Source organism: Arthrobacter sp. C9C5 (genome assembly GCF_013359735.1).
Lineage (GTDB): Bacteria > Actinomycetota > Actinomycetes > Actinomycetales > Micrococcaceae > Arthrobacter.
On record NZ_JABFMX010000020.1, the window covers coordinates 34,809 to 59,085 of the forward strand.

21 protein-coding genes are annotated in these 24,277 nt (G+C 68.2%); 2 read left to right on the forward strand and 19 right to left on the reverse strand.

Translation table 11 applies throughout. The features are described from left to right. The 17 genes from HNO80_RS14975 to HNO80_RS15055 all read right to left on the reverse strand — a co-directional run bounded on the left by HNO80_RS14975 (nucleotide 1) and on the right by HNO80_RS15055 (nucleotide 19,999). On the reverse strand, nucleotides 1-1,674 hold the full coding sequence (locus HNO80_RS14975) for an amidohydrolase (protein WP_175323647.1): 1,674 nt from the start codon (nucleotides 1,672-1,674) through the stop codon (nucleotides 1-3). A 96-nt stretch (nucleotides 1,675-1,770) separates the two neighbouring features. Then, nucleotides 1,771-4,692, reverse strand: a complete 2,922-nt coding sequence (locus HNO80_RS14980) for a DEAD/DEAH box helicase (RefSeq protein WP_175323648.1) — start codon at nucleotides 4,690-4,692, stop codon at nucleotides 1,771-1,773. A 24-nt stretch (nucleotides 4,693-4,716) separates the two neighbouring features. Continuing rightward, nucleotides 4,717-5,511 (reverse strand): twin-arginine translocase subunit TatC, encoded by a 795-nt coding sequence (tatC, locus tag HNO80_RS14985; RefSeq protein ID WP_175323683.1) that lies wholly within the window; start codon nucleotides 5,509-5,511, stop codon nucleotides 4,717-4,719. A 48-nt stretch (nucleotides 5,512-5,559) separates the two neighbouring features. Further along, the gene (gene tatA, locus HNO80_RS14990) at nucleotides 5,560-5,829 is read right to left on the reverse strand and encodes a Sec-independent protein translocase subunit TatA (RefSeq protein ID WP_175323649.1); all 270 of its coding nucleotides are present in this window, start codon (nucleotides 5,827-5,829) and stop codon (nucleotides 5,560-5,562) included. Between the two features lie 35 nt (nucleotides 5,830-5,864). Further along, nucleotides 5,865-6,263 carry a hypothetical protein gene (locus HNO80_RS14995; RefSeq protein ID WP_175323650.1) on the reverse strand — a complete coding sequence of 133 codons (399 nt, stop codon included), beginning with the start codon at nucleotides 6,261-6,263 and terminating at the stop codon, nucleotides 5,865-5,867. A 10-nt stretch (nucleotides 6,264-6,273) separates the two neighbouring features. Further along, on the reverse strand, nucleotides 6,274-8,310 hold the full coding sequence (locus tag HNO80_RS15000) for a helix-turn-helix transcriptional regulator (protein WP_175323651.1): 2,037 nt from the start codon (nucleotides 8,308-8,310) through the stop codon (nucleotides 6,274-6,276). A gap of 107 nt (nucleotides 8,311-8,417) precedes the next feature. Beyond that, on the reverse strand, nucleotides 8,418-8,813 hold the full coding sequence (locus HNO80_RS15005) for an FKBP-type peptidyl-prolyl cis-trans isomerase (protein WP_175323652.1): 396 nt from the start codon (nucleotides 8,811-8,813) through the stop codon (nucleotides 8,418-8,420). Nucleotides 8,814-8,852: 39 nt separating this feature from the next. Then, nucleotides 8,853-9,788, reverse strand: a complete 936-nt coding sequence (locus HNO80_RS15010) for an FKBP-type peptidyl-prolyl cis-trans isomerase (RefSeq protein ID WP_175323653.1) — start codon at nucleotides 9,786-9,788, stop codon at nucleotides 8,853-8,855. A gap of 112 nt (nucleotides 9,789-9,900) precedes the next feature. After that, on the reverse strand, nucleotides 9,901-11,265 hold the full coding sequence (gene pafA / locus HNO80_RS15015; RefSeq protein ID WP_175323654.1) for a Pup--protein ligase: 1,365 nt from the start codon (nucleotides 11,263-11,265) through the stop codon (nucleotides 9,901-9,903). 1 nt (nucleotide 11,266) lies between these two features. Beyond that, a complete protein-coding gene (gene prcA, locus HNO80_RS15020; RefSeq protein ID WP_175323655.1) occupies nucleotides 11,267-11,974 on the reverse strand; it encodes a proteasome subunit alpha in 708 nt (235 codons plus the stop codon). Between the two features lies 1 nt (nucleotide 11,975). Next, nucleotides 11,976-12,803, reverse strand: coding sequence for a proteasome subunit beta (gene prcB, locus HNO80_RS15025; protein ID WP_175323656.1), 828 nt, complete (start codon nucleotides 12,801-12,803; stop codon nucleotides 11,976-11,978). Between the two features lie 110 nt (nucleotides 12,804-12,913). Then, a complete protein-coding gene (locus HNO80_RS15030; protein ID WP_146337557.1) occupies nucleotides 12,914-13,114 on the reverse strand; it encodes a ubiquitin-like protein Pup in 201 nt (66 codons plus the stop codon). A gap of 110 nt (nucleotides 13,115-13,224) precedes the next feature. Continuing rightward, a complete protein-coding gene (dop, locus tag HNO80_RS15035) occupies nucleotides 13,225-14,835 on the reverse strand; it encodes a depupylase/deamidase Dop (RefSeq protein ID WP_175323684.1) in 1,611 nt (536 codons plus the stop codon). Nucleotides 14,836-14,882: 47 nt separating this feature from the next. Continuing rightward, nucleotides 14,883-16,697, reverse strand: coding sequence for a proteasome ATPase (gene arc / locus HNO80_RS15040; protein ID WP_175323685.1), 1,815 nt, complete (start codon nucleotides 16,695-16,697; stop codon nucleotides 14,883-14,885). Between the two features lie 81 nt (nucleotides 16,698-16,778). After that, nucleotides 16,779-17,906 (reverse strand): tRNA (adenine-N1)-methyltransferase, encoded by a 1,128-nt coding sequence (locus HNO80_RS15045; protein WP_175323657.1) that lies wholly within the window; start codon nucleotides 17,904-17,906, stop codon nucleotides 16,779-16,781. A gap of 100 nt (nucleotides 17,907-18,006) precedes the next feature. Further along, nucleotides 18,007-19,227 (reverse strand): site-2 protease family protein, encoded by a 1,221-nt coding sequence (locus tag HNO80_RS15050; protein ID WP_249777381.1) that lies wholly within the window; start codon nucleotides 19,225-19,227, stop codon nucleotides 18,007-18,009. Continuing rightward, nucleotides 19,220-19,999: an HAD family hydrolase gene (locus tag HNO80_RS15055; protein ID WP_175323658.1), complete on the reverse strand. Its 780-nt coding sequence runs from the start codon at nucleotides 19,997-19,999 to the stop codon at nucleotides 19,220-19,222. The genes HNO80_RS15050 and HNO80_RS15055 overlap by 8 nt, the downstream gene beginning before the upstream one ends. Before the next feature lie 121 nt (nucleotides 20,000-20,120). Between HNO80_RS15055 and HNO80_RS15060 the strand changes: the two genes are divergently transcribed. Beyond that, a complete protein-coding gene (locus HNO80_RS15060; protein ID WP_175323659.1) occupies nucleotides 20,121-21,026 on the forward strand; it encodes a PAC2 family protein in 906 nt (301 codons plus the stop codon). A gap of 25 nt (nucleotides 21,027-21,051) precedes the next feature. Here HNO80_RS15060 and mshC read toward each other — a convergent pair whose 3' ends face one another. Together mshC and HNO80_RS15070 are read right to left on the reverse strand one after the other, a co-directional pair. Further along, a complete protein-coding gene (mshC, locus tag HNO80_RS15065) occupies nucleotides 21,052-22,335 on the reverse strand; it encodes a cysteine--1-D-myo-inosityl 2-amino-2-deoxy-alpha-D-glucopyranoside ligase (RefSeq protein WP_175323660.1) in 1,284 nt (427 codons plus the stop codon). Nucleotides 22,336-22,350: 15 nt separating this feature from the next. Next, a complete protein-coding gene (locus HNO80_RS15070; RefSeq protein ID WP_175323661.1) occupies nucleotides 22,351-23,184 on the reverse strand; it encodes an undecaprenyl-diphosphate phosphatase in 834 nt (277 codons plus the stop codon). Nucleotides 23,185-23,235: 51 nt separating this feature from the next. On the opposite strand from HNO80_RS15070, the gene HNO80_RS15075 reads away from it, so the two are divergent. After that, complete coding sequence (locus HNO80_RS15075) at nucleotides 23,236-24,171, forward strand: aldo/keto reductase (RefSeq protein WP_175323662.1); 936 nt, start codon at nucleotides 23,236-23,238, stop codon at nucleotides 24,169-24,171. The last annotated feature ends 106 nt before the right edge of the window (nucleotides 24,172-24,277 follow it).

Consider the following 24,277-nt stretch of genomic DNA (forward strand, 5'->3'; position numbering starts at 1 on the left):
TTAGCTTCCGAGCGAGCCGCTGGAGAAGAGTTCGACGCCGTCCCGCACGGTCTGCAGGCAGACCGGGTCGGTACCGGTGTCCAGTGCCGGTAGCAACGGTGTCCGGGCGCGCGGGTCCGTGCTCCAGGACTGGACCCTGCCGTCGGCCACCTGCACCATGAGCTCTTCGACTTCCCAGACCGCGAAACTCGCCGGGGCGCCGGGGACAAGCTGGCCCGCCATCGGGTTCCGGTACCGGGCCGCCCGCCAGCCGGCCCGGGTGTGGCCCAGGAAGGCCGCGCGGGCGGAAATCCGCTCGTCGGCGTTGTGATGCTCGAGGCAGGCGCGGACGCTGGACCAGGGCCGCAGCGGCGTGACCGGGCTGTCGCTGCCGAAGCAGACCGGCACGCCGGCGGAGTAGAACGAGCCGAAGGGGTTCATGGCGGCGTGGCGGGATCCAAGCCGCTGGGCGTAGAGGCTGTCCCCGCCGCCCCAGAGGGCGTCGAAGACGGGCTGTGCGCTGACGGTCACCGAGTACTTGGCCAGCCGTTGGATGGCGTCCGGGTCGGCGATTTCGACGTGCTCCAGGCGGTGGCCGGCGGCACGGACGCGCTGTTCCCCGACTTCGGCGGCGGCCTGGTCCAGGGCGTCCAGCGCGGCGTCGAGCCCGGCGTCGCCGATCACATGGAAGCCTGCCTGGATCCCAAGCACCGAGCAGGCCGCGAGGTGCGCGGCGGCCTCATCGACCGAGAGATAGCGGGTGCCCCGCTCCCCCGGCGCGTCGCTGTAGTCGCCGCGGAGCGCGGCGGTCCGTGAACCGATGGAGCCGTCCATGTTCAGGTCGCCGGCGAGGCCCAGGACAGGGACGCCAAGGCTGTCCAGGATGGACCGGGCCTGTTCGGCGGAACCGGCGAGCTGGCCCCAGTAGGGCAGGATCTCCGGGACGGCGTGTCCTGGCCGGTCGGGCGCGTTCCATCCGGCCGCGAGCTGCAGGTCCTCGACGCTGCCGATGTGGGGTGCCGCCATTTCGGCCAGAGCGACGTAGCCGTTGGCGGCCGCCTCGGCCAGCGCGGCCTCCTGGTAGCGGCGCAGGGCACCGGCGGGCAGGTTCCGGGCGGCGCGCCGCGCGGCGGTGTGGGCGGCCCGTTTGACCTGCCCGTCGGCGGCGTAGCCGTCGAGGCTTTCCAGGCCGGACGCGGCGGCCAGGGAGGCGGAGACGAGGGCCGAGTGCACATCCACCCGCGACAGGTACACCGGCCGGCCGCCGGCGGCGCGGTCCAGTTCTTCGCGGCTGGGCAGGGCCGGGTCGGCCCAGAGCGTTTCGTCCCAGCCGTGCCCCAGCACCGTGCCGCCCGCGCCGGAAGCGGAGACGGTGGCGCCGGCGACGGCGTCCAGCAGTTCGGCTGCGGAGCGGACACCGCCGAGCTGGAGCGAGTCCAGGGCGATGCCAGTCTCCGTCAGGTGCACGTGGGAGTCGACGAAGCCGGGGGCTAGGAGGGCGCCCTGCAGGTCGATGACCTCCATGGAGGAGTCCGCGATGGACGTGGCGGCCTGTTCGGAGCCGACCCAGGCCACGGTGTCGCCGTCGATGAGCAACGCCGTCGCAAACGGATCCGCCGCGGTGTAGACGGAGCCGTTGCGGTACAGCGTCACCTTGCGCTGTTCCTTGGGAGCCTCGGACGGGGAAGCGGTCATGGTGTGGAACTCCTTGTAGCTGGGGGCCGGTGTGCCGGGACTGTGGCATCGGGCATGGTGAAGGAAGGGCAGGGACGGAGGGCCGCTAGGGGCCGGTCACGCGACGGCCGAGTAAGCGACGACGCCGCGTTTGACCAGGGTGATCGCGTCGCCGCACAGCCGTGCGACGCGCGGTTCCAGTCCGGGAATCTTGGCGAGCTGGTCCAGCAGGTCGATGACCTGCTTGACCCAGCGGACGAAGTCCCCGGCGGCCAGGTCCGTGCCGCTGAGCACCTCCTGGAGGTGCCGGCCCTTGGCCCACTTGAAGATCGGCCAGACGAGGCCGAGCTCGGGCTCCCCCGTCAGCGGCAGCTTGTTGGCCTCCTCCACGTCCTCCAGGGCGGACCACTCGCGCACCACGGTGTCGACGGCTGACTCCAGCGAGACGCTGGGCATCTTGGGCCGCAGCCCGCGGTCCTCGCGCTTGGCCTGGTAGACCAAAACGCTGGCCAGTGCCGCGATTTCGGCGGCGTCGAGGTCGCTGAAGGCGCCCATCCGCAGGGACTGGGAGATCAGCAGGTCCTTTTCCCCGTAGATCCGGCGCAACCGCTGGCCGTCCGGGCTGATCGACAGCGTGCCCGAGTCGGAGGTTTCCAGGTAGCCATAGCTGGAGAGGACTCCGCAGACCCGGTCGAAGGTCTTGGCGATGGTGTTGGTGCGGCCCTGGATCTGGCGGATCAGGCCGTCGGTTTCCTGCCGCAGCTTCCACCAGCGCTCGGACCAGCGGGCGTGGTCCTCGCGTTCGCTGCAGCCGTGGCAGGGGTGGGCCCGGAGCTCGCGGCGCAGTTCCGCGATCTTCTTCTCCATATTCGGCAGGGCGGCGGCACGGCCGAAGTCCTCGTTCCGGTTCGGCGGAGCCGGCGGACGGCTCTCCCGGATGGCGTTGCGGACCGATGAGGCCAGATCACGCCGCGACTTCGGCACCTTGGCGTTGAAGGACTTGGGGATCCTGACCCGGGTGATCGGGGCCAGCGGGCCCTCCACATCGTGCAGGCCGATCCGGCGAAGCTGGTTGTCCAGGGTCATCACCGCCGGCCGCGGCTCGCGGGAGTGGTGGTCCGAGCTGAGCACGACGGCGAGGCCGGGGGCCCGGCCGGACGGCACGTCAACGACGTCGCCGGGCAGCAGCCGGCTCAGCGAGTCTTCGGTCAGCGACTTCCGGGCCCGCGACGTGCCTTTGGAGGCAGCGTTTTCCGCGTCCGACAGGGCCCGGCGCAACCTGGAGTACTCGGTGAAATCGCCCAGGTGGCAGCTCATTGCCTTGCTGAACCCGGCCAGGGATTCCTCCCGGCTGCGGACCTGCTTGGCCAGTCCGACCACGGAGCGGTCCGCCTGGAACTGAGCGAAGGAGGACTCCAGGATTTCACGGGCGCGCGGCCGGCCGAACTGGGCCACGAGGTTAATGGACATGTTGTAGGTGGGCCGGAAGCTGGAGTTCAGCGGGTAGGTCCGGCGGGAGGCGAGACCCGCGACCGCTGCCGGATCGGTGCCCGGCTGCCAGAGCACGACGGCGTGGCCCTCGACGTCGATCCCGCGGCGGCCCGCCCGGCCGGTCAGCTGGGTGTACTCCCCCGCCGTGATGTTCACGTGCGCTTCGCCGTTGAACTTGTCCAGCTTCTCCAGCACCACGCAGCGCGCGGGCATGTTGACGCCCAGCGCGAGGGTCTCGGTGGCGAACACCGCCTTGACCAGTCCGTCCACGAACAGCTTCTCGACGACTTCCTTGAAGGTCGGCAACATGCCGGCATGGTGCGCGGCCAGGCCACGCAGCAGCCCGTCCCGCCAGCTCCAGAAACCCAGGACGTCCAGGTCGTCGGAGGGGATGTCCTGGGCCGCTTCGTCGACCCGCTGGGCGATGATGAGCTGTTCCTTTTCGGTGGTCAGCCACAGCCCGGCGGAGACGCATTGCGCCACGGCGGCATCGCAGCCGGCGCGCGAGAAGATGAAGGTGATGGCCGGCAGCAGGTCCATCCGGTCCAGGCTGGCGATGACCTGCGGCCGGCTGGCCTTCCGGACCGGGCTGCGCGGGCCGCCCTGCGGACTGTCCGGCCGCTGGCCGCCCTGGCCGCGCTGCTGACGGCGCTGGTTGCGGCCGCCGTGCCCGAAGCGGCCGCGGAAGTTCATCTGGCTCTCGGCCCGCGCCATCGACAGCAGTTCCGGGTTGACCTCGTAGCCGGCGCGCTCGGTGATCGCGGCGCCTGCGTCTGCCCCTGCCACTGCGGGTTCCGCGGTGGCGGCCACGTTCTCCTCTCCGGCGGGCGCAATCTCGTCGAAGCTTGTGTCGCCGGCGAACAGGTCCACGATCTTGCGTCCCACCATGACGTGCTGCCACAGGGGTACGGGACGGTGCTCGGAGACGATCACGTCGGTCTGGCCGCGGACGGTGTCCAGCCAGGCGCCGAACTCCTCGGCGTTGGAGACCGTGGCGCTGAGCGAGGCCACCTGCACCTCGCTGGGCAGGTGGATGATGACTTCCTCCCAGACCGCGCCGCGGAACCGGTCGGCGAGGTAGTGCACCTCGTCCATCACCACGAAACCGAGGTCATCCAGGGTCTCCGAGCCGGCATAGAGCATGTTGCGGAGCACCTCGGTAGTCATCACCACCACCGGGGCTTCGCCGTTGATGCTGGTATCACCGGTCAGCAGGCCCACCTGCGCCGCGCCGTACTTCTCGGCCAGCTCGGTGTACTTCTGGTTGCTCAGCGCCTTGATCGGCGTCGTGTAGAAGGCCTTCAGGCCGCGCTGGAGCGCCAAGTAAATGGCGAACTCCCCCACAATCGTTTTTCCGGCGCCGGTCGGGGCGGCCACCAGCACGCCCCGGCCCGCCTGCAGGGACAGGCACGCCTCGCGCTGGAAGGGATCGAGGTCGAACGCGAGCGAACGGGTGAAACCGCCCAGATAGGTTTTGGCTTCTGCGGCCCGCTCGGCGCTGGCACGGTAACGCTCGGACGGCGACTCCGGCCCGGGTAGTGAGGACATGCTTCCAGCCTAGTGGGCGGACGGCTAGAGATTCTCCAGCTCGGAGCTGGGAGTCGCCTGGTCCGCGGTGGCTTCGGTCTCGGCGGCGACCTTGGCCGCCCGCTTCTCCCGCCGGCGGTCGTTGAGCAGGCACAGCCCGATGGCGGCGAAGAACAGCACCAGCATGGGCACGGCAAGGTAGAACATGCTCATCGCATCGGCGCCGGGGGCGGCCATCGCAGCGAAGAGGCAAACCAGGAACACGGTGATCCGCCAGCTCTTGAGCAGCTGCTGGCCTTTGATCAGCCCGGCCAGGTTCAGCCCGAATAGCACCACCGGCAGCAGGAAGGCAATGCCGAAGGCGAGCAGCAGGCGCAGCACGAAGGACAGGTAGACCTGGGCGCTAATGAAGTTGGAGCCGCCGGAGGGGGTGAAGTCGGTCAGCACCCGCACCGCGTTGGGCAGCACCAGCCAGGCGAGCAGGACGCCGCCGACAAAGAGCGGCACGGCGGCGGCCACGAAGGAGAGCGCCAGGCGCCGTTCCTTCTTGTGCAGCCCGGGGACAATGAACGCCCAGAGCTGGTAGAGCCAGACCGGGCTCGCGACGATCAGGCCCAGGAACACGGACACCTGGATCATCAGGTCAAAGGAGCTCGCCACGCCGTCGAAGTTCAGCGAGGCCTGCCGGCCTTCATGCTCGTTCAGGTCGCGGATCGGCTTGATCAGCGCCGCCAGCATGGGCTGGTAGACGAGGAATCCTACGACGGTTCCGAGGACGACGGCGATCGCCGACTTAAAGAGCCGGTTCCGCAGCTCTTTGAGGTGATCGAGGAGGGCCATCCGGCCCTCGGGGTTCGATCGGCGGCTCATGGTTACTGCCATGTGGTTCTAGGCGCGGTTCGGCGGCGGAACGTCGGTTCCCTCGCCCGGGCGGCTCTCGGTGCCGGTGGACCGGGGGTGGTTCACGACTTTGCCTTCGACGGCGTCGGAGTCAGCCTTCGCCTCCGGCGTGCCGTCCTTCTTCATTTCGCGGACCTCGGATTTGAAAATCCGCATCGACTGGCCCAGGCTGCGGGCCATTCCGGGCAGCTTCGGTGCAGCGAAAAGCACCAGGGCCAGGACGATGATGATGATGAGATGCCAGCCTTCAAGCCTCATGCTGGGTGGTCCTTTCGTTTGAGTACATCCTATGTCTAACGCAGATCGATGTCGCGCAGCGCCTGGGGCTGCCCCCGCTCCGCTTTGCGCCGGATCCGGCGCAACCGCTGGGCTTCCTGACGGGCGATTTTGGATGCATGGTAATCATGTCGCATCAACGCGGGCGGGGCAAAAACGGCAGCGCCGGGTTCGGCGTACAGGCCGAGTCCCTCCCCCGCGTCGTCGCCGTCCGAGCCTACGGCGCCCACATGAACAGCGGCTGAACCAGAGGCAAGCGGGGAGGATGCAAAGGTGGAGAAGCGCTCCCCCGCCTCGCCGAGTTCCTTGACCGTGGCCATGAACTGCCGGAAGAGCCGGACGCCGAGCACGCCAAAGAACAGCAGCGACAGCGCGACGAGCGCTATCCAAATTACGATCCAGGACCACCAAGGCATGCTGATCAGTCTAGCTGTCGTGCGGGGTGGGCTGCGTCGCAGCTGCGTATTGGATGAGGGCGGCCTCGAGCCATTCCCGGGCGGCGGCGGCCAGCGCAGGAGGCTGCAGGATGCGGACGGCGCCGCCGTGCTGGGCCACGAACATCGGCAGCCAGCCGGCACTGCCGAAACGGATTTCGGCCAGGACGTGTCCGTCCGGAAGCGCCGCGGTCCGTTCGGCATAGTAGTCATCCGCGAGCCCGGAGCCCTGCCTGGTCAGCTCGACCACCACCACGGCGTCGTCGTCGTTGGGTGTGAACAGCTTGACCGGGAACCCGCCGGCCGGGTTGGCGGTCGAGGACACCGGGCGCCCGTTGGGTTCCAGGCTTTGGATCCGGTCCAGCCTGAAGTTCCGCAGGCCCTGCGCGGAATGGCAGTACGCCTCCAGGTACCAGGTGCTGTCCAGTGAGTAGAGCCGCTGCGGGTCGATGTCGCGTTCGGTGACGGCGTCCCGTTGCGGAGAGAGATAGCTCAGCCGCAACTGTGCGCCGGTGCGGATGGCGTTGCGTGCCGTTTCGAGGGTGCCGGAGTCCTCCGGCGCCACTTCGGGACCGGACACGGCCGCCGCCTTCAGTCCTTCCTCGCCGGCAGCGGCCATGAGCTTGAGCGTCACGGACTCCAGGGTGCCGCCCTCGGCGAGTCCGGGCAGGCCGTTGAGGGCTTCGAGGCCGGTGAGCAGCGCGCAGGCCTCGTCCACGGTGAAACGCACCGGACGCTTGAGGTCGAGGTCCTCGATGATGTAGACGTGGTCGTCGTCCCACTGGATGTCCAGTAGATCGTCCGGGTAGCCCTCGGGCAGGCCGGAGCAGATCAGGATCCGCAGGTCGTCCTCGAGTTCCTTGCGGGTGATGCCGAACCGGTCGGCCACTTCGCTGATGTGCAGGCCCTGGTTGTGCACCAGGAACGGGACCAGCTGGAGCATCCTCTTGAGCTGGTCCTCGGACGTGCGCTTCCGGCTCCGTTTGGCCGGCGCCAGGCGCGGGAATTCGATCGGCGGGACCGGCGCCGCAGCGAACGCTGCGGCCGCCGCCAGTCGCCTGCGCACGGCGGTGTGCAGCTCGGGCGGCGCGACGACGACGGCCTTCGGGCCGTAGGAAGCGAGCTCCTCGGCGAGCGTCTCGATGTCCCGGTAAGGCACCTTGAAGCGGTCGAAACCGGCGCGGGCCGGTGCCGCGACGGTATCGGTGATGTCCTCCCCCTCGGTGCCGGCGGCGGGCCCGGCATGCTTGCGAAGCCCCAGCAGAGCGCCGTCGGCGACGTCGACAAGGGCGTGCCGCACGGGCAGCTCGGGCAGCGCGGCAAGTTGTTCGCGGACGTTGAAGGACGACGGCGGGGTGAAGGACTCCTGGTCCAGCACGGTGACGGCGGAGGTGAACCGCGACAGCCGGTAGAACCGTTTGTCCCCGCGGGCGCGGTCGTGGCCAACGAGGTACCACTGCCCGAAGCGGCTGCCCAGGCCCCAGGGCTCTACGGTCCGGGTCTCCTCCTGTCCGGTGCTGCCGGCCAGGTAGTTAAAGCTCACGGGGTGCTGGGTGTGAATGGCGGCGACGAGGTCCTCGAAGGCCTGCCCGGCAGGGCGGATGCGGGGCTGGACCCCCGGGGGAAGTTCAGCGTCCAGCAGGCCGCCGGCGGCCTGCAGTTTGCGCACGGCGTCGCGCGCGGCGGACCCGAGGGCAGCCTGTTCCCAGAGCTGCGCGGCGAGGATCAGGACCGTGCACTCTGCGGGGGTCAGGCTGACGTCCGGCAGCCGGTTGGATTCCTTGCCGATCCGGTATCGCGTGGTCGCCGGGTCGTCGGAGCCCCAGCCCTTGTCCGTCACGGTCTCGACGTCGAAGCCGAACTGGCGCAGCTCGCCTTTGTCCCGTTCGAACATCCGGCCAAAGGCGGCTTCGGAGCTGGTGGTGTCGTGATAGACCTTCTCGCGCAGCTCGCTGCGGCGCAGCCCGTATTGGGTGTTGAGGAGGGCGATGAGCAGGTTCAGGAGGCGTTCAGTACGTGAGGCGGACACTCCGCAAGGGTACTAAAGTGTCCGCCCGGAAAACGGCGAAAGCGCGGCAACAGCCGGAAGAACTTTCCGATTGTTACCGCGCTTTCGCGGAGCCGGTGGGTGGGCCCTTAGCGGACGGCGACGAGGTCGACGACGAAGATCAGGGCCTCGTTGGGGCCGATCGCTCCGCCGGCGCCGCGGGCGCCGTAAGCCATTTCGGAGGGGATTTCGAGCCGGCGGCGGCCGCCGACCTTCATGCCCAGCAGGCCCTGGTCCCAGCCCTGGATGACCTGGCCGACGCCGACCCGGAAGTCCAGGGGTGCGCCCCGGCCCCAGGAGGCGTCGAACTCTTCGCCGGTGGACCAGGCCACGCCGACGTAGTGGGTGGAGACGGTGTCGCCGGCCTTGGCCTCGGCGCCGTCACCCTCGATCAGGTCGGTGATGACGAGTTCGGTGGGTACGTCGCCCTCGGGGAAGTCAATTTCCGGCTTCTGGCGGTCGAGGTTGCGCTGTCCAAATGACATGGTTGCTCCTTCTTGGGTGGCTTGCTTAAGCGGGGTTGTTTACTTGACGCCGAGGATGTCGACGACGAAGACGAGGTCGCCCTTGGCGTCGCCCTGGCCCTTGTCGCCGTAGGCGAGGGCCTTCGGGATGACCAGGAGGACGCGGGAGCCGACGGTCTTGCCAGCGAGGCCCTGGGTCCAGCCCTTGATGACGCCGTTGAGCGGGAACGTGGCCTTCTTTCCGCTGGTGAAGCTGGAGTCGAAGACCTTGCCCGAAGCCAGCGCCACGCCGACGTAGTTGACGGTGACGGTGTCGGTTTCCTTGACCGCCTGGCCCTTGCCCTTGATCAGGTCCTGGGAAATGAGGGCCTTGGGAGCGGCCACACCCTTGACCGAGATCTCCGGAACGCCCTTGTCGTTTTCCTTCACGGTGGGCAGGCCGGCCGGCGGGGTCACGGCGTCGCCCTCGGGCTTGTCCAGGACCTTGGGGGCGTCCTTCGCGGCGAGGATTTTGATGACCAGTAGCTGCGAGGGCTGCGCGGCGCCGCCCTCGGCGCTGGCGGCCTTGCCCGGGACGGCCAGGGCCAGCTGGGAACCCACCTTGGCGCCGACGAAGGCGTTGTAGATAACAGCGCTGCCGGTCTTCAGCTCATCGTTCAGCTCAAGCTTCTCAGGGTCCTTTGCGAAGGTGTCTTCGAGGGTGGAGCCGTCCTTGCCGTTGAAGGCGATGATGGAGATGTCCGCGACCTGGTTGGCCTTGACGGGGTCGCCCTCGCCTTCCTTGACCACCTTGATGGTGGGGTCCTTGACCTCGAGCGGCTTGGTGAATTCAACGCCGGGCGCCTTCTTGTCGCCGTTCTCGGTCAGTTTCAGGGAGTCCAGCTTCGCGGTCTCGCCGGCGGACTGGCTGGTCGGCTCCGGGGCGGCAGGCTGGCCGCCACCACAAGCGGTGAGCAGCAGCAGTCCGGGGAGGAGAATTGCTAATAGTCGGCGCACGTAAGAACTTTCGTCGGGGCAGGATGGACGCTTCGCCGGACGGTTGCCAGCGGCAAAGCATGCGGTGGCCGTGAAACGGCACCTCCCCCAGAATAACGCGGAAAGCTGGGTATCAGCCCATAGAGTCCAGCAGGGCGTCCACCCGGTCGTCCACGCTGCGGAAGGGATCCTTGCACAAAATGGTCTGGTGGGCGCGGTCGTTCAGCTTCAAATGGACCCAGTCCACGGTGTAGTCACGGCCCAGTTCCTGCGCCCGACGGACGAAGTCGCCGCGGAGTTTGGCCCGGGTGGTCTGCGGCGGCGCGTCGACGGCGTCCTTCACCGCCGTGTCGTCGACGACCCGCCGCGCCGCGCCGCGGGCCTGGAGCAGGTAGAAGAGACCGCGGCTGCGTGAGATGTCGTGGTAGGTGAGGTCCAGCTGGGCGATCCGCGGCGCGTCCAGTTCCAGGCCGTGCCGCTCCCGGTAGTTGTCCATCAGCTTCTTCTTGATGGCCCAGTCCACTTCGGTGTCGATGGTGCTCGTGTTGCCGCTTTCGATCGCGTCGAGGGTCCGCTCCCACAGGTCAAGGATGAGCGGGACGTGCGCGTTGTGGGCGCCGCGGTCCGCCACGAACTCGGTCACCTTGTTCAGGTACTCGCGCTGGATCTCCAAGGCGGTGAGCTGCCGGCCGTTAGCGAGGCGCACCACCGCGCGGCCGCTGAGGTCGTGGGAGATCTCGCGGATGCTGCGGATCGGGTTTTCCATCCGCATGTCGCGCATGATCACCCCGGCCTCGATCATCCGCAGGATCAGGTCCACGGTGCCGACTTTGAGCAGGGCCGTGGTCTCGGACATGTTCGAGTCCCCCACGATCACGTGCAACCGCCGGTAGAACTCGGCGTCGGCGTGCGGCTCGTCGCGGGTGTTGATGATCGGCCGGGACCGGGTCGTCGCGGAGGAGACGCCCTCCCAGATGTGGTCCGCGCGCTGGGAGAAGGCGTAGGTGGCACCGTGTGGGGTCTTGAGGATCTTTCCCGCACCGGCGATCAACTGGCGGGTCACGAGGAACGGAATCAGGATTTCCGCGAGCCGGGAAAACTCCCCGCGGCGGGGAATCAGGTAATTCTCGTGGCTGCCGTAGGAGTTGCCCGCCGAGTCGGTGTTGTTCTTGAACAAATATACGGTGCCGTTGAACCCCTCGGCTGCAAGGCGTTCCTGCGCCTCGTCAACGAGGTCGTCCAGGATCAGCTCGCCGGCCCGGTCATGGGCGATGAGCTGGGCCAGGTCGTCGCACTCGGCGGTGGCGTACTCGGGGTGCGAACCGACGTCGAGGTAGAGCCGTGAGCCGTTGGTGAGGAACACATTGGAGGACCTCCCCCAGCTGACCACCTTGCGGAAGAGGTACCGGGCCACTTCCTCCGGCGCGAGCGGGCGGGACTCCGGGCTCGAATAGGAAATTCCGAATTCGGTTTCGATACCGAAGATGCGCTTGTCCATTTCAGTTCTCCTCAGCCAGCAGTGCCACGACGTCGGCGTCGTCGAGGCGGCGGAAAGCGCGGCGGGTGCCGCGGCTGCTCTCGGAGCCGCGGTCTAGCACGGCCACCTCCACGGCCGACGCCGGCAGTGCGTCGGTTTCCTTGTCCGCTACCAGTCCGGCCAGGGCCAGCCGGATGGCGCCGGCGAAGTCGAGTTCGCTGCGCCAGCCGGCCGCAACGGCTTCGGACACCTTGTCGGCCTGGCCGCCCATCACGATGAACCCCTGCTCGTCGGCGATGGACCCGTCGAAGGTCAGCCGGTAGAGGTGGTCCAGGTCCTGGCTGTCCCCGACCTCCGTCACGGCCAGTTCCACTTCAAAGGGCTTCTGCTCGGCGGTGAAGACGGCGCCGAGGCTTTGCGCATAGACGCTCGCCAGGCCCCGGGCGGTGACGTCCTCGCGGTCGTAGGAGTAGCCGCGGACGTCCGCGTAGCGAACCCCGGCCTGGCGCAGGCTCTCGAACTCGTTGTATTTGCCGACGGCGGCGAAGGCGATTTTGTCGTAGATCTCGCCGATCTTGTGCAGCGACGGCGAGGGATTTTCCGCGACCAGGGCGATCCCGTCCCGGCAGCTGATGACCACCACAGAACGTCCCCGTGCGATGCCTTTCCGGGCGAAGTCCGCCCGGTCCTTCATCAGCTGTTCGGGCGAGACATAGAACTGCTGGGTCATCTCAGGCCTCCCGCTGGGCTACGGCCCGTGACTCGATGATGGCGCCGGCCACGGCCGCGAGTTCGCGCTCCGGGACGCGGACGGCGCCGGAGCGGCTGACGGTGTAGACCACGGGCCAGAGTTGCCGGACCGGGTCCGGACCGCCAGTGGCGGAGTCGTCGTCGGCCGCGTCATACAGCGCTTCGACGGCCACCTGGACGGCGTCGGCTTCGGAGAGGTTGGGCCGCCAGAGCTTTTTGAGCGCGCCGCGGGCGAACATGGAGCCCGAACCGACGGTGTGGTGCTCCTGCTCCTCGTAGCGGCCGCCGGTGACGTCGTAGGAGAAGAGGCGGCCGACGCCGGCGGGCCGGTCAAAGCCGGCGAACAGCGGGACCACGGCGAGGCCCTGCATCGCCATCGGAAGGTTTCCGCGGATCATGGCGCCGAGCCGGTTGGCTTTGCCGTCCAGGCTCAGCTGCGTGCCTTCGATTTTTTCGTAGTGTTCCAGTTCCACCTGGAACAGCCGGGTGATGTCGAGCGCGATGCCGGCGGTCCCGGCGATGCCGAGCACGGAATACTGGTCCGCGGGGAACACCTTCTCGATGTGCCGGCTGGCGATCACGTTGCCCATCGTCGCGCGGCGGTCACCTGCCATCAGCACTCCCCCGGCGTAGGTCAGGGCCACGATCGTGGTCGCGTGCGGCGTCTGGAGGGGCGCGGCTGCAGGTCCGGTTGGTAAGCCGTGTTGGAGGGCGTTGTAGGGCAGCAGTTCGGGCCGTGAACGCTGCAGGTGCTCCGTGAATGAGGACGTCGCGTTCGCTGTTACCTGGTTGGCTGATGTTTCCTGCACTGGTGCACTCCCTCAACGTAGTGGATCAACGACTTCCGGCCCTCAGCCCTGTGTCTCCTCAGTTCCGGTTCTCCTCCAGTAGTGTCCGCGACCAGCCGGCGGCCGGGGGGCTACTGTCCGCCCTTCTGGACGAAGGCCCGGACGAACTCCTCGGCGTTGGACTCCAGCACACCGTCGATCTCATCGAGCAGATCGTCCACGCCCTGGGTCGCGGCAGAGGCCTGAGCCTCGGGTGCCGCGGGAGGTGCGGGGATGTCCTCCTCGACCTCGGTGTCGCGGGACTGCGGCTGCTGCTGCTCCTGGCCTGCCATCGTTTTCTCCTTCGTATCCCACTGTCTTATCCCACTGGCTGTCCCAAGCTGCGCAGGACATCCTGTAAGCAATATTGCCACGCCCTGGCCCCGCGCGGGGGTCATTGGGCCTAAGAACCCGGGGGCAACCCGAGCAGCTCCGCCAGGAACGGCGCGGCCTCGCGGTGGCGGGCGAAGAGGCCTCCGGTCAGGGCCTCCGTGCCGCGCAACGGTTCGCGGGTGGGGACCCGCTGCAGCTTGCCGCGCCCCGGCAGGTCGAAGATCACCGAGTCCCAGCTCGCGCCAACCAGGTCACTGCCGAAGCGGCTGACGCAGCGGCCGCGGAAGAAGGCCCGGGTGTCCGACGGCGGCTCCGTCACCGCGCGGGCGATCGCTTCGTCGTCGACGATCCGCTGCATCCGGTCGCGGGCTAGGAGCCGGTGGTAGAGCCCCTTCTCGGGCCGGATGTCCGCCCACTGCAGGTCCACCAAACCCAGCCGGGCGTCGGACCATTCCAGCCCGTCGCGCTGGCGGTAGCCCTCCAGCAGCGAGAGCTTGGCGAGCCATTCGACTGTCGACGCGGCGGCGGCCCGGTCGCTGTCCAGCTCGGTGAGGGTCGCTGACCAGCGCTCGAGCACGGCGTGGGTGTGACCGTCACCGTCGACGGCGTCAGCCACACCGGTGTCCTGGGCGAGTTTGGCGGCAGCCTCGAAGTACATCCACTGCAGGTCCAGGGCGGTGACGCGGCGTCCGTCGAGCAGGCGCAGGGTCGCGGTCAGCGAGGTGTCGTGGCTGACAGCCTGCAGGGCGGCCACCGGGTCGTGGACCTCGATGCGGGGTGCCAGGCCGGCCTCGATCAGGCTCAGGACCATGGCGGTGCTGCCGAACTTCAGGAAGTTGGCTCCCTGGCTGAGGTTCGCGTCGCCGATGATGACGTGCAGCCGGCGGTATTTGTCCGCGGTGGCGTGCGGTTCATCCCGGGTGTTGATGATGGGTCGCCGGATGGTGGTTTCGAGACCGACCTCGGTCTCGAAGAAGTCCGCCCGCTGGCTGATCTGGTAGCCGGGCCGGGAGCTGTCCTGGCCCAGGCCGACGCGGCCGGCGCCGCACATGATCTGGCGGGTGACGAAGAACGGCGTCAGCCCCCGGGCTATTTCGCCGAACGGGACCGAGCGCGGCATCAGGTAGTTTTCGTGCGAGCCGTACGAAACGGATTTGTTGTCCGTGTTGTTCTTGTACAGGTTGATCGGCGGCAGTTCCGGGTCCGCGGCCAGCCGGCGGACCGCGGCCAGCGCCACGAGGTCCCCGGCGGCGTCCCAGGTGACGGCGTCGCGCGGGTTGGTGACTTCCGGGCTGGAGTATTCCGGGTGGGCGTGGTCCACGTAGAGCCGCGCGCCGTTGCCCAGCACCATGTTCATGAGCAGCGAACCGGACTCGTCCTCGCCGTCGTGGTCCAGCTCCGCGCGGCCGTAGGCAAGCGCGACCGCCTCCGCGTCCAGGGCCGGTGGCCGGTCGGTGAGTTGTTCCGGTTCCGCCTCGCTGCGCTCCAGGGTCCAGCCGCGGGCGTCGTGCAGCGGCTCTTCGTCGGTGTAGTCCCAACGGGTTTCGGCACCGCCGGCCGCGCGTTGCCGGGTCACCTGGGCATAGGCCTGGATGACCCTGGCCGACATCATGGTGGCGTTGGCCCCCGGCGCGGAGGGCGCGTGGATGCCGTATTCGGTCTCGGAGCCCATGACCCGCATGGCGCCGCCGGCGGGCAGCCCTCCGGATACCGCTGAAGGTCCCGCGGTCACAGGTACTGGCCCGTGCTGGGCATCGTCTCGATGGACTTCCCGGGCTCCTGGCCGGCCTTGCCTTGGACGATGGTGCGGATGTACGTGATGCGTTCGCCCTTCTTGCCCGAAATCCTGGCCCAGTCGTCCGGGTTGGTGGTGTTGGGCATGTCCTCATGCTCACGGAACTCGTCAATCACGGCGCGGAGCAGGTGGTCGATGCGCAGGCCCTTCTGCCCGGAGGTGAGCAGGTCCTTGATCGCGGACTTCTTGGCGCGGTCCACCACGTTCTGCACCACGGCGCCGGAATTGAAGTCCTTGAAGTACAGCATTTCGGTGTCCCCGTTGGCGTAGGTCACCTCGAGGTACTCGTTGGACTTCTCGGTGGAGTACATCGCCTCCACCGTGCGCTGGATCATGGCATCCACCGTGGCCTGCACGTCGCCGTTGTGCTCGGCGAGGTCCTGCTCGTGGAAGGGCAGGTCCGTGGTGATGTACTTGTTGAAGATGTCCGCGGCGGCCTCGGCATCGGGACGCTGGATCTTGACCTTCACGTCCAGCCGGCCCGGGCGCAGGATCGCCGGGTCGATCATGTCCTCGCGGTTGGATGCGCCGATCACGATCACGTTGTCCAGCCGCTCCACGCCGTCGATCTCGCTGAGCAGCTGCGGCACGATGGTCGTCTCGACGTCCGAGGAGATGCCGGTGCCGCGGGTGCGGAACAGCGAGTCCATCTCGTCGAAGAACACCACCACCGGGCTGCCCTCGGAGGCCTTCTCGCGGGCCCGGGCGAAGATCAGCCGGATGTGCCGTTCGGTCTCACCGACGTACTTGTCCAGCAGCTCCGGTCCCTTGATGTTCAGGAAGTAGCTCTTCATGTCCGTCTTGCCGGCACGTTCGGCGGCCCGGGCGGCCAGCGAGTTGGCCACGGCCTTGGCAATCAGGGTCTTGCCGCAGCCCGGCGGTCCGTAGAGCAGGATGCCCTTGGGCGCCTTGAGCCCGTGCTCCCGGTACAGGTCCGGGTGCAGGAACGGCAGTTCGACGGCGTCGCGGATCTGTTCGATCTGCGGGCCCAGTCCGCCGATGTCCTGGTAGGTGATGTCCGGGACTTCTTCGAGGACGAGGTTTTCCACTTCGGAACGCGGGATCTTCTCCAGGGCGTAGCCGGTGCGGCTGTCGATCGAGAGCGCGTCGCCGACCCGCAGCTTCTGCGCCAGCAGGGCGCCGGAGAGCCGGATGACCCGTTCCTCGTCGGCGCGGCCCACAACAAGGGCGCGGTCCGATCCCAGCAGTTCCTTAAGCGTGACCAGGTCTCCGGCCCGCTCGTAGCCGAGGCCGGCCACCACCAGCAGCGCCTCGTTGAGCAGGACTTCCTGCCCGACGGCGAGTTGGTTGATGTTCACGAGCGGGCTGATGCCTACCCGCATCTTGCGGCCGGCATTGAAGATATCCACGGACTCCTCCGTGGCGGCCTGCCCGCTGTTGCCGGGTTCGGGGCGGCGCTTCGGGTTCAGCTGCAGGACGGTTCCGAAGCTGTAGGGCGGCTGGCCCTCCTGGTCCAGGGCGTTCTTCAACCTCAGGATCTCGGCCTTGGCCGTTTCCAGCATGCCGACGAGCTTGGAGTTGTTCTGCGTGGCGGCCGCGAGCTGGCGGTCGATGTGGCGGAGCTTGTCCCGCAGGATATTGACCTGGCGTTCGGCAACCGACAGCTCATTGGCCGCGTACCGGTCGACGTCGGAGGCGCCCGCCGGTTCAGTCCCTCCGGCAGCGGCAGCCGCCTGGGCCTCGTCCTCCGCCGGCGTCCGGCCGTGGTCGTTGTTCGGAGTCTCCATCATGCATCAGCCCCTTCTGTACTTCTATTAAGACCATAGCCCCAAGTCGGCGGGTGCTGCTGAAGACTTCCGAAATACGGACTAGTTCGTAACCTCGGGGGTGTCCTTGACATTGGTGCCGGCGATCGCGTCGCGGGCGGCCCGGCGCAGCTTCTTGTCCGAGACCGCGCGTTCGCCGACGGCCCCGGGGGTCCAGGCGTTGACGTCCTCGGCGTCGAACTCGGTCTTGGACGGCCGGCGCTTCACGGAGATCCCGGTGACGCCGTCGGCCAGCCGGCGGGTAACCAGCAGGAAGCCGGTGTGGGCCACCATCCGGTGGTCCGGGCGCACGGCGAGGCCCTCGAGGTGCCAGCCGCGAACCATGGATTCCCAGGCATCCGGTTCGGTGAAGCGGCCGTCGGCGCGGATGGCCTCGGCGGTCCGTGACAGCTGCGTCACAGTCGCGACATAGTTGATCCACACGCCGCCGGGGGCCAGCACGGTGGCCACGGCGTCGAGGCATTCCCACGGCGCCAGCATGTCCAGGACCACCCGGTCCACGGATCCCGGCGCCTCGGTCCGCACAACTTCCTCCTGGAAGTCGCCCAGGCTGATCTGCCACGCCGGGTGCGGGCCGCCGAAGATCGTTTCGACGTTGCCGCGGGCGATGTCGGCGAATTCCTCACGCCGCTCGAAGGAGTGCAGGTAGCCGTTGTCTCCCACCGCGCGCAGCAGCGAGATGGACAGCGCGCCGGAGCCGACGCCGGCCTCGACCACGCGGGCGCCCGGGAAAATGTCGGCCATGGTGACGATCTGGCCGGCGTCCTTGGGATACACCACGGCCGCGCCGCGCGGCATCGAGAGCACGAAGTCCGAGAGCAGCGGGCGCAGGGTCTGGTACTGCTGGCCGACGTTGTTCACCACGACCGAGCCGTCCGGCTTGCCGATGATCTCGTCGTGGTTGAGGAAGCCGCGGTGCGTGTGGAACGCCCCGCCGGCCTCGAGGCTGATGGTGTTCATCCGGCCGCGCTCGTCCGTGAGCTGCACCCGCTCGCCCTCGCGGAACGGACCGCGGCGCCGGTTGGCGCCGACCGGCGCAGTGGCGGGTGCGGTGCCTGTTGCTGTTTCGGTGGCTGTTACATTGGCAGTTTCGGCGGCTGGCGCCGAAGTGCTGTCGGCGGCCGTGCTGTCCCCGCTGGGGGTGGCGTTGGCGGCAGTGTCGCTGCTCATGAGATGTTCCTCGCTCCTGTAAAGCTGCGGTGGCCGCGGATGGGGCGGCGGGCACCGGCCCGTGTTCGTGGGCCGGAGAATTCACGACCGGCAGGTAACTCTACCGGGTCTGGTCCTGATTACGGCCTTCGCGCCCGGTCTGTGAGCCGGCGGTGCCGCTCGGCTGCTTCCCGGTCAGGGCGTTGAGCACGGTGAGCTGGCGCAACAGTCCGGTGACGGCGCCGGCGTCGTCGACCACGGCATAGTCCGAGCCTTCGATCTGGGCAAGGTACGCCAGCAGTTCGGCGCCCCGGTCGGTTTCCTTGACGTAGGCACCCGCCGCGAGCGGATAGGCGACGGCGGTTGCCGGGGTGGCGGCGGCCAGCGCGGGCGGAACGGCCGCGGCGGCGGTTTCGTCGACGACGGCTGAGGGCCGCGCGTCCTGACCGAAGAGCACGACGGCGGGGACGCCCAGCGGCGAGTGCCGCAGCACGTCCAGGACGGTGGCGGTGTCCGGCAGCCCGAGCGCCGGCTCGGCGAGGGCTGCGGCGTCCACCAGGTGCAGCCGGCTCCGGTAGCGGGCCTGCTGGATTGAGGCGGTGGCACCCATCCAGAGGAAGCTGCCCACCAGCAGGGTAATGAGCATGAGGGAGGTGTCCGGACGGTTGCCGCTCAGTAGCGGAAGTGCAACAAACCACACGGCCAGCGCGATCACGATGATGCGGCCGGCCCAGCCGGCTGCAATGGTGCCCTTCTCGTGGCTGCCGGTGACCTTCCAGACCGCGGATTCCACCAGCCGGCCGCCGTCCAGCGGCAGCCCGGGCAGCACATTGAAGATGCCGATCAGCAGGTTGGCCCAGACGAAGATGTTCGCCAGGGTGTCCGCGACACCGTCCAATTGCCCGCCGGAGAGCACCAGCCAGCCGCCGGCGGCGAGGACCAGGTTCGCGGCTGGTCCGGCCAAGGCAACCAGCACGGATCTGCCCGGCGAGGCGGTGAACTCTTCGAACTGGGTGTGGCCGCCCCAGAGGTTGAGGACGATTTTGCGGGTGGGCCAGTGGTAGAGCCTGGCGGTGAGCGCGTGGGCCAGTTCGTGGACGAGCACCGAGATCAGCAGCAGCACCGAGTAGGCGAACGCCACCAGGTAGGCGGTAACGCCCAGGCGGGGGTCGTTGTGCTCGAGCACGGGTCCGTAGGCGATGACGGTGAATGCGGCGATGGCGAACCACGAGTAGGCCAGCACCAAGGGAATGCCGGCGATCCGGCCAAGCGGGATTCCGCCGCGGAGCGAAAAGGGGCGGTCCTCGGTCTCCGGTGGCTTCTGCGGCAACGGCTCAGTCAAGGCGACGGCCTCCGCTTGCCGCGTTTTCCAGCCCGGCGTTCTCCAGTTCGCCGGCGGACAGCCGCAGACCCGCCCCGGTAAATTCGTGCCGGAGGCCGAGCAACTCCTCCAGGTCGGCGACCGTGCGTCCGGCGAGGGTGTCCCAGGTCGCGCGCCGCGGATCGTGCGGGAGCGGGACGATGTGCGGAATCGCCACCGTGACGACGCCGGAAGCCACGGCCGCCGCAACCCCCGGCGCCGAGTCTTCGAGGGCCACGCAGTGCCGGTGGTCCAGCTCGGGGTCGTGCTGCTGCAGGAGTTCCACGGCTGTCAGGTACGCCTCGGGATGCGGCTTGCCCTGCGTGACGGTGTCCCCGGTGACCAGGAACTCGAAATAGGGTTTGGGCAGGCTGGCCACGATTTCGCGGGCAAGGGGCGCCTCGGACATGGTGACGAGGGCGCAGCGGACGCCCGCCGTGTGCAGTTCGTCCAGCAGTTCGCGTGCGCCGGGGCGCCACGGCACGGACTCCCGGACCAGGCTGACGACATGCCCGGTGAGGGTGTCGATGATTTCGCGCACTTCCAGCGCCACGCCGGCTTCCTGCAGGATGCCGGCCGAGTAGACCAGCGACTGGCCTACGAGCTGCATGGCCTTCTCGTGCGACCACTGTCCGCCGTGGGCGGCCACCAGGGCGTGTTCGGCTTCAATCCAGTACCGTTCGGTGTCCACGATCGTGCCGTCCATGTCCCATAAAGCGGCTTTGAGCAGGGGCTGGGAGGCTGGGGATCGCATGCCCTCCAGTCTACGGTGCGGGCCCTGCGGGGTGCCCACGGCTACGCCGATGGCGAATTTCAGGGCACCCGGGGCGTTTTCCTTCATGCGCGCGCCCGCGACTTGGACGTAGGGTGAACACATGAATAGCTTCGAGCCAGACACCACGGAAACTGGCGTCACGCCCGAGCCGGAGCGGCTGCTGCAGCCCGTGCCCGAGGGCCAGCGTGTCACCGTGATGCTTGCAGCCTTCGAAGGCTGGAATGATGCCGGTGAAGCGGCGAGCGATGCGCTGCGCTACCTCAACAAACTCTGGGGCGGCAAAAAGGTGGGCTCGATCGATGCCGACGAGTATTACGACTTTCAGTTCACCCGCCCCACCATCCGGCGCACGGCGTCCGGCGAACGGAAGATCAAGTGGCCTGCCACCCGGATCTTTAAAGCCAGCGTCCCGGACTCCAACGTGGACGTCATCTTTGTCCAGGGCACCGAGCCGTCCTACAAATGGCGCGCTTACACGGCTGAGCTGTTGGTGCACGCCGAGGCGCTGAAGGTGGACTACGTGATCCTGGTCGGGGCCCTGCTCGCGGACGTGCCGCACAGCCGCCCCATCCCGGTCAGCGCCTCAACCGACGATGCGGCACTGCGGGAGCGGATGGACCTTGAGGCATCCCAGTACGAAGGTCCGGTAGGGATCGTCGGGGTGCTCGCCGAGGTGGCCCTGCTGGCCGGGCTTCCCACCGTCTCGCTCTGGGCGGCCGTGCCGCACTATGTGGCGCAGGCGCCCTCGCCGAAGGCCCAGCTGGCCCTGCTGCACCGGATCGAGGAACTGCTGCAGGTCCCGCTGGACACGCAGGAGCTGGTGGAGGACTCGGACGCGTGGGAACGCGGCGTGGACGAGCTCGCAACTGAGGACCCGGAGATCGCCGCCTACGTCCGCCAGTTGGAGGAAGCGAAAGACACCGCAGACTTGCCCGAGGCCAGCGGCGAATCGATCGCGCGGGAATTCGAGCGATACCTCAAGCGCCGCGGCAAGGACAAGCCCTAGAGCCTGAGGCCCTAGGGCCGGCGCTTTAGAGTTCGACGCCGAGCAGCGCGTCGACGGCGTCGCCCACCAGTGCCGCGTCAGCGGCGGAACCGGTACCAGCTCCGGCCGCCAGCGCCGCAGCGGCCCACGCGTCCATGGTCGAGAGGGCACGCGGGGCGTTGAGGTCGTCCGAGAGCGCGGCCCGCATCTCTGCGAGGACAGGACCGGCAGAACCCGCCGGTGCGAGTTCGACGGCGGCACGCCAGGTCCGGAGCCGGTCCTTGGCCTCGGCGAAGCCCTCATCGGTCCAGGACCAGTCGCTGCGGTAGTGGTGGGCGAGGATCGCCAGCCGGATCGCGGCAGGGTCTTCGCCGGCGGCGCGCAGCTTGGAGACGAGCACGAGGTTGCCCTTGGACTTGCTCATCTTCTCGCCGTCGAGCCCCACCATGCCGGCGTGGGCGAAGTGCTTGGCCAGCGGCACCCCGGTCAGGGAGTAGGCGTGGCCGGCTCCCATTTCGTGGTGCGGGAAGACCAGGTCGGACCCGCCGCCCTGGACGGTGAACGGAGCGGGCAGGTATCGCTGCGCGATGACAGTACATTCGATGTGCCAGCCGGGACGCCCCTCCCCCAGCTCGCCGCCGGGCCAGCTGGGTTCGCCGTCGCGGGCCACGCGCCAGAGCAGCGGATCCAGCGCCTGGCGTTTCCCGGCGCGGCCGGGGTCGCCGCCGCGCTCGGCGAAGAGTTCCAGCATCTCGGCGTCGGACAGGCCGGAGATGGATCCCAGCGTCCACGCGTCGTGCGCCTCGGCCGAGTGCTTTCCGGCCGCCTCGACGTCGTAGTAGACGTCGCCGTCGGGCTCGCCGGCGGTGCCGGACACCCGGTAGGCCAGTCCGCGCTGCACGAGCGACTCGATTGCCGGGACGATCAGCGGGATGGCTTCGACGGCGCCCACGTAGTTGTCCGGCGCCAGCACGTTCAGGGCTTCCATGTCGGTCTGGAACAGCTCGATTTGGCTGGCGGCGAGTTCCCGCCAGTCCACCCCGGTGGCCGTCGCGCGCTCCAGCAGGGGGTCGTCGACGTCGGTCACGTTCTGGACGTACGCGACCTGCTGACGGCCGTCGCGCCACGCCCGGTTGAGCAGGTCAAAGGCGACATAGCTCGCCGCGTGGCCCATGTGGGTGGCGTCATAGGGGGTGATCCCGCAGACGTACATGGACTGCTCCCCCGTCGCTTCAAGGGTGACGAGGCCGCCCTTGGCGGTATCGAAAAGACGCAGCGCGGGCATGCTGCCCGGCAGCTGGGGAACAGGGCGGGAGATCCAGGATTTCACACCCCAAGCCTAGTGCTAGGCGCTGATGACATTGAAACCGAGCAACAGATACAGCGCGAGGCCCAGGAAGATGCGGTACCAGACGAAGAGCCGGTAGCTGCGGGTGGAGACGTACCTGAGGAACCAGCCGATGATGACGTAGCCCACCACGAAGGCGATCGCGGTGGCGAGGGCGGTCTCGGGCAGGCCGTAGGGGCCGGTGATGCCGTCCTTCGAGACCACCTTGTACAGCTGGTAGAGGCCGCTGCCGAAGACGGCGGGGATTGCGAGCAGGAAGGAGTAGCGGGCGGCGGCCTCACGGGTGTACCCCATGAGCAGGCCGGCCGTGATCGTGCCGCCGGAGCGTGACACCCCGGGGATCAGCGCCATCGCCTGGGCGAGGCCGTAGAAGATGCCGTGCTTGTAGCTGAGTTTGGTGAGGTCACGTTCCTGGCGGCCAACGGCGTCCGCCACGGCGAGGATCATGCCGAAGACGATCAGGGTGGTGGCGACGATCCACAGGCTACGGAGCACCGATTCGATCTGGTCCTGGAAGAGCAGGCCCAGGACGATGATCGGCAGGCTGCCCAGAATCACAAGCCAGCCCATCCGCGCGTCCGGATCCTGCCGTGACACCTTGCCGGTCAGCGAGCCGAACCAGGCCTTGACGATCCGCACAATGTCCCGCCAGAAGTAGACGATCACCGCCGTCTCGGTACCCAGCTGGGTGATGGCGGTGAAAGCGGCGCCGGGGTCCGCGGCGTTGGGCAGGAACGCCCCCACGATCCGCAGATGGGCGCTCGAGGAAATCGGGAGGAATTCTGTCAGTCCCTGCACAAGGCCCAGAAAGGCCGCTTCTAACCAGTTCACGTTTATAGACCCTACGTTATGGAGGTTCCGAAGCATCGTAAGCTTGCAGGCATGCAGCAGCGTTATGTCGGCAACAGTGGGTTGCGTGTCTCGTCCCTTTCTCTTGGCACCATGTCGTGGGCCGGTGAGACCGATGAACAGGATGCCGCCGGACTGCTTCGTGCTTTCGTCGACGGCGGCGGCACGCTGATCGACACGGCCGCGTCCTACGCCGGCGGCGGGGCCGAGGTCCTGCTTGGCGGCATGCTGGGCGACGTCGTGGCCCGCTCCGAAGTGGTGATCTCCACCAAAGCCGGGTTGACGACGTCGGGCGGCCGGCGCAGCGTGGACACCTCCCGTAACGGCATGCTGTCCGGGCTTGACGCGAGCTTGGCCCGGCTCGGCACCGACTATGTGGATATCTGGTTCGCCCAGGCCTGGGATCCGAACGTTCCGTTGGAGGAAACGCTTTCCGCCTTGGAATTCGCCGTCCGCTCCGGCCGGGCACGCTACGCCGGTGTCTCCAACTTCAACGGCTGGCAGACCGCCAAGGCCGCCGCGGTGGCTGACTTCCCGCTGGTTGCTTGCCAGGCCGAATACTCCCTGCTGCAGCGCAAGCCCGAAGACGAGCTGATCCCGGCCATCGAAGACGCCGGGCTCGGCCTGATGGCGTGGGGCCCGCTGGGACGCGGGGTGCTGACCGGCAAGTACCGCGGTCATATTCCCTCCGATTCGCGGGCCGCGCACCAAAAGCTGGCCGGCTACGTGGCGCCCTATCTTGAAGGGACCGCCTCCAGCGTCGTGGAGGCGGTGGCGATGGCGGCCAGGGGTCTGGGCCGGACCGCGCTGGACGTGTCCCTGAGCTGGGTGCTCTCCCAGCACGGCGTGGCCACCGCGCTGGTAGGTGCCCGGACGTTGGTCCAGTTGAAGGAAATCATGGATGCGGTGCTGACGCCGTTGCCGCCGGAGATTGCCGCGGCGCTTGAGGATGTCTCCAACCCGGCCTGATCCGCGCTAGCTTTTCGGATGTGTCCGCCTACGCCGGACTTGCCTTTGGTCGAATCCCACCAACCATGCCCGGTGTGCCCGCCCGGGCGAAGAAGCCGAGCTTCCA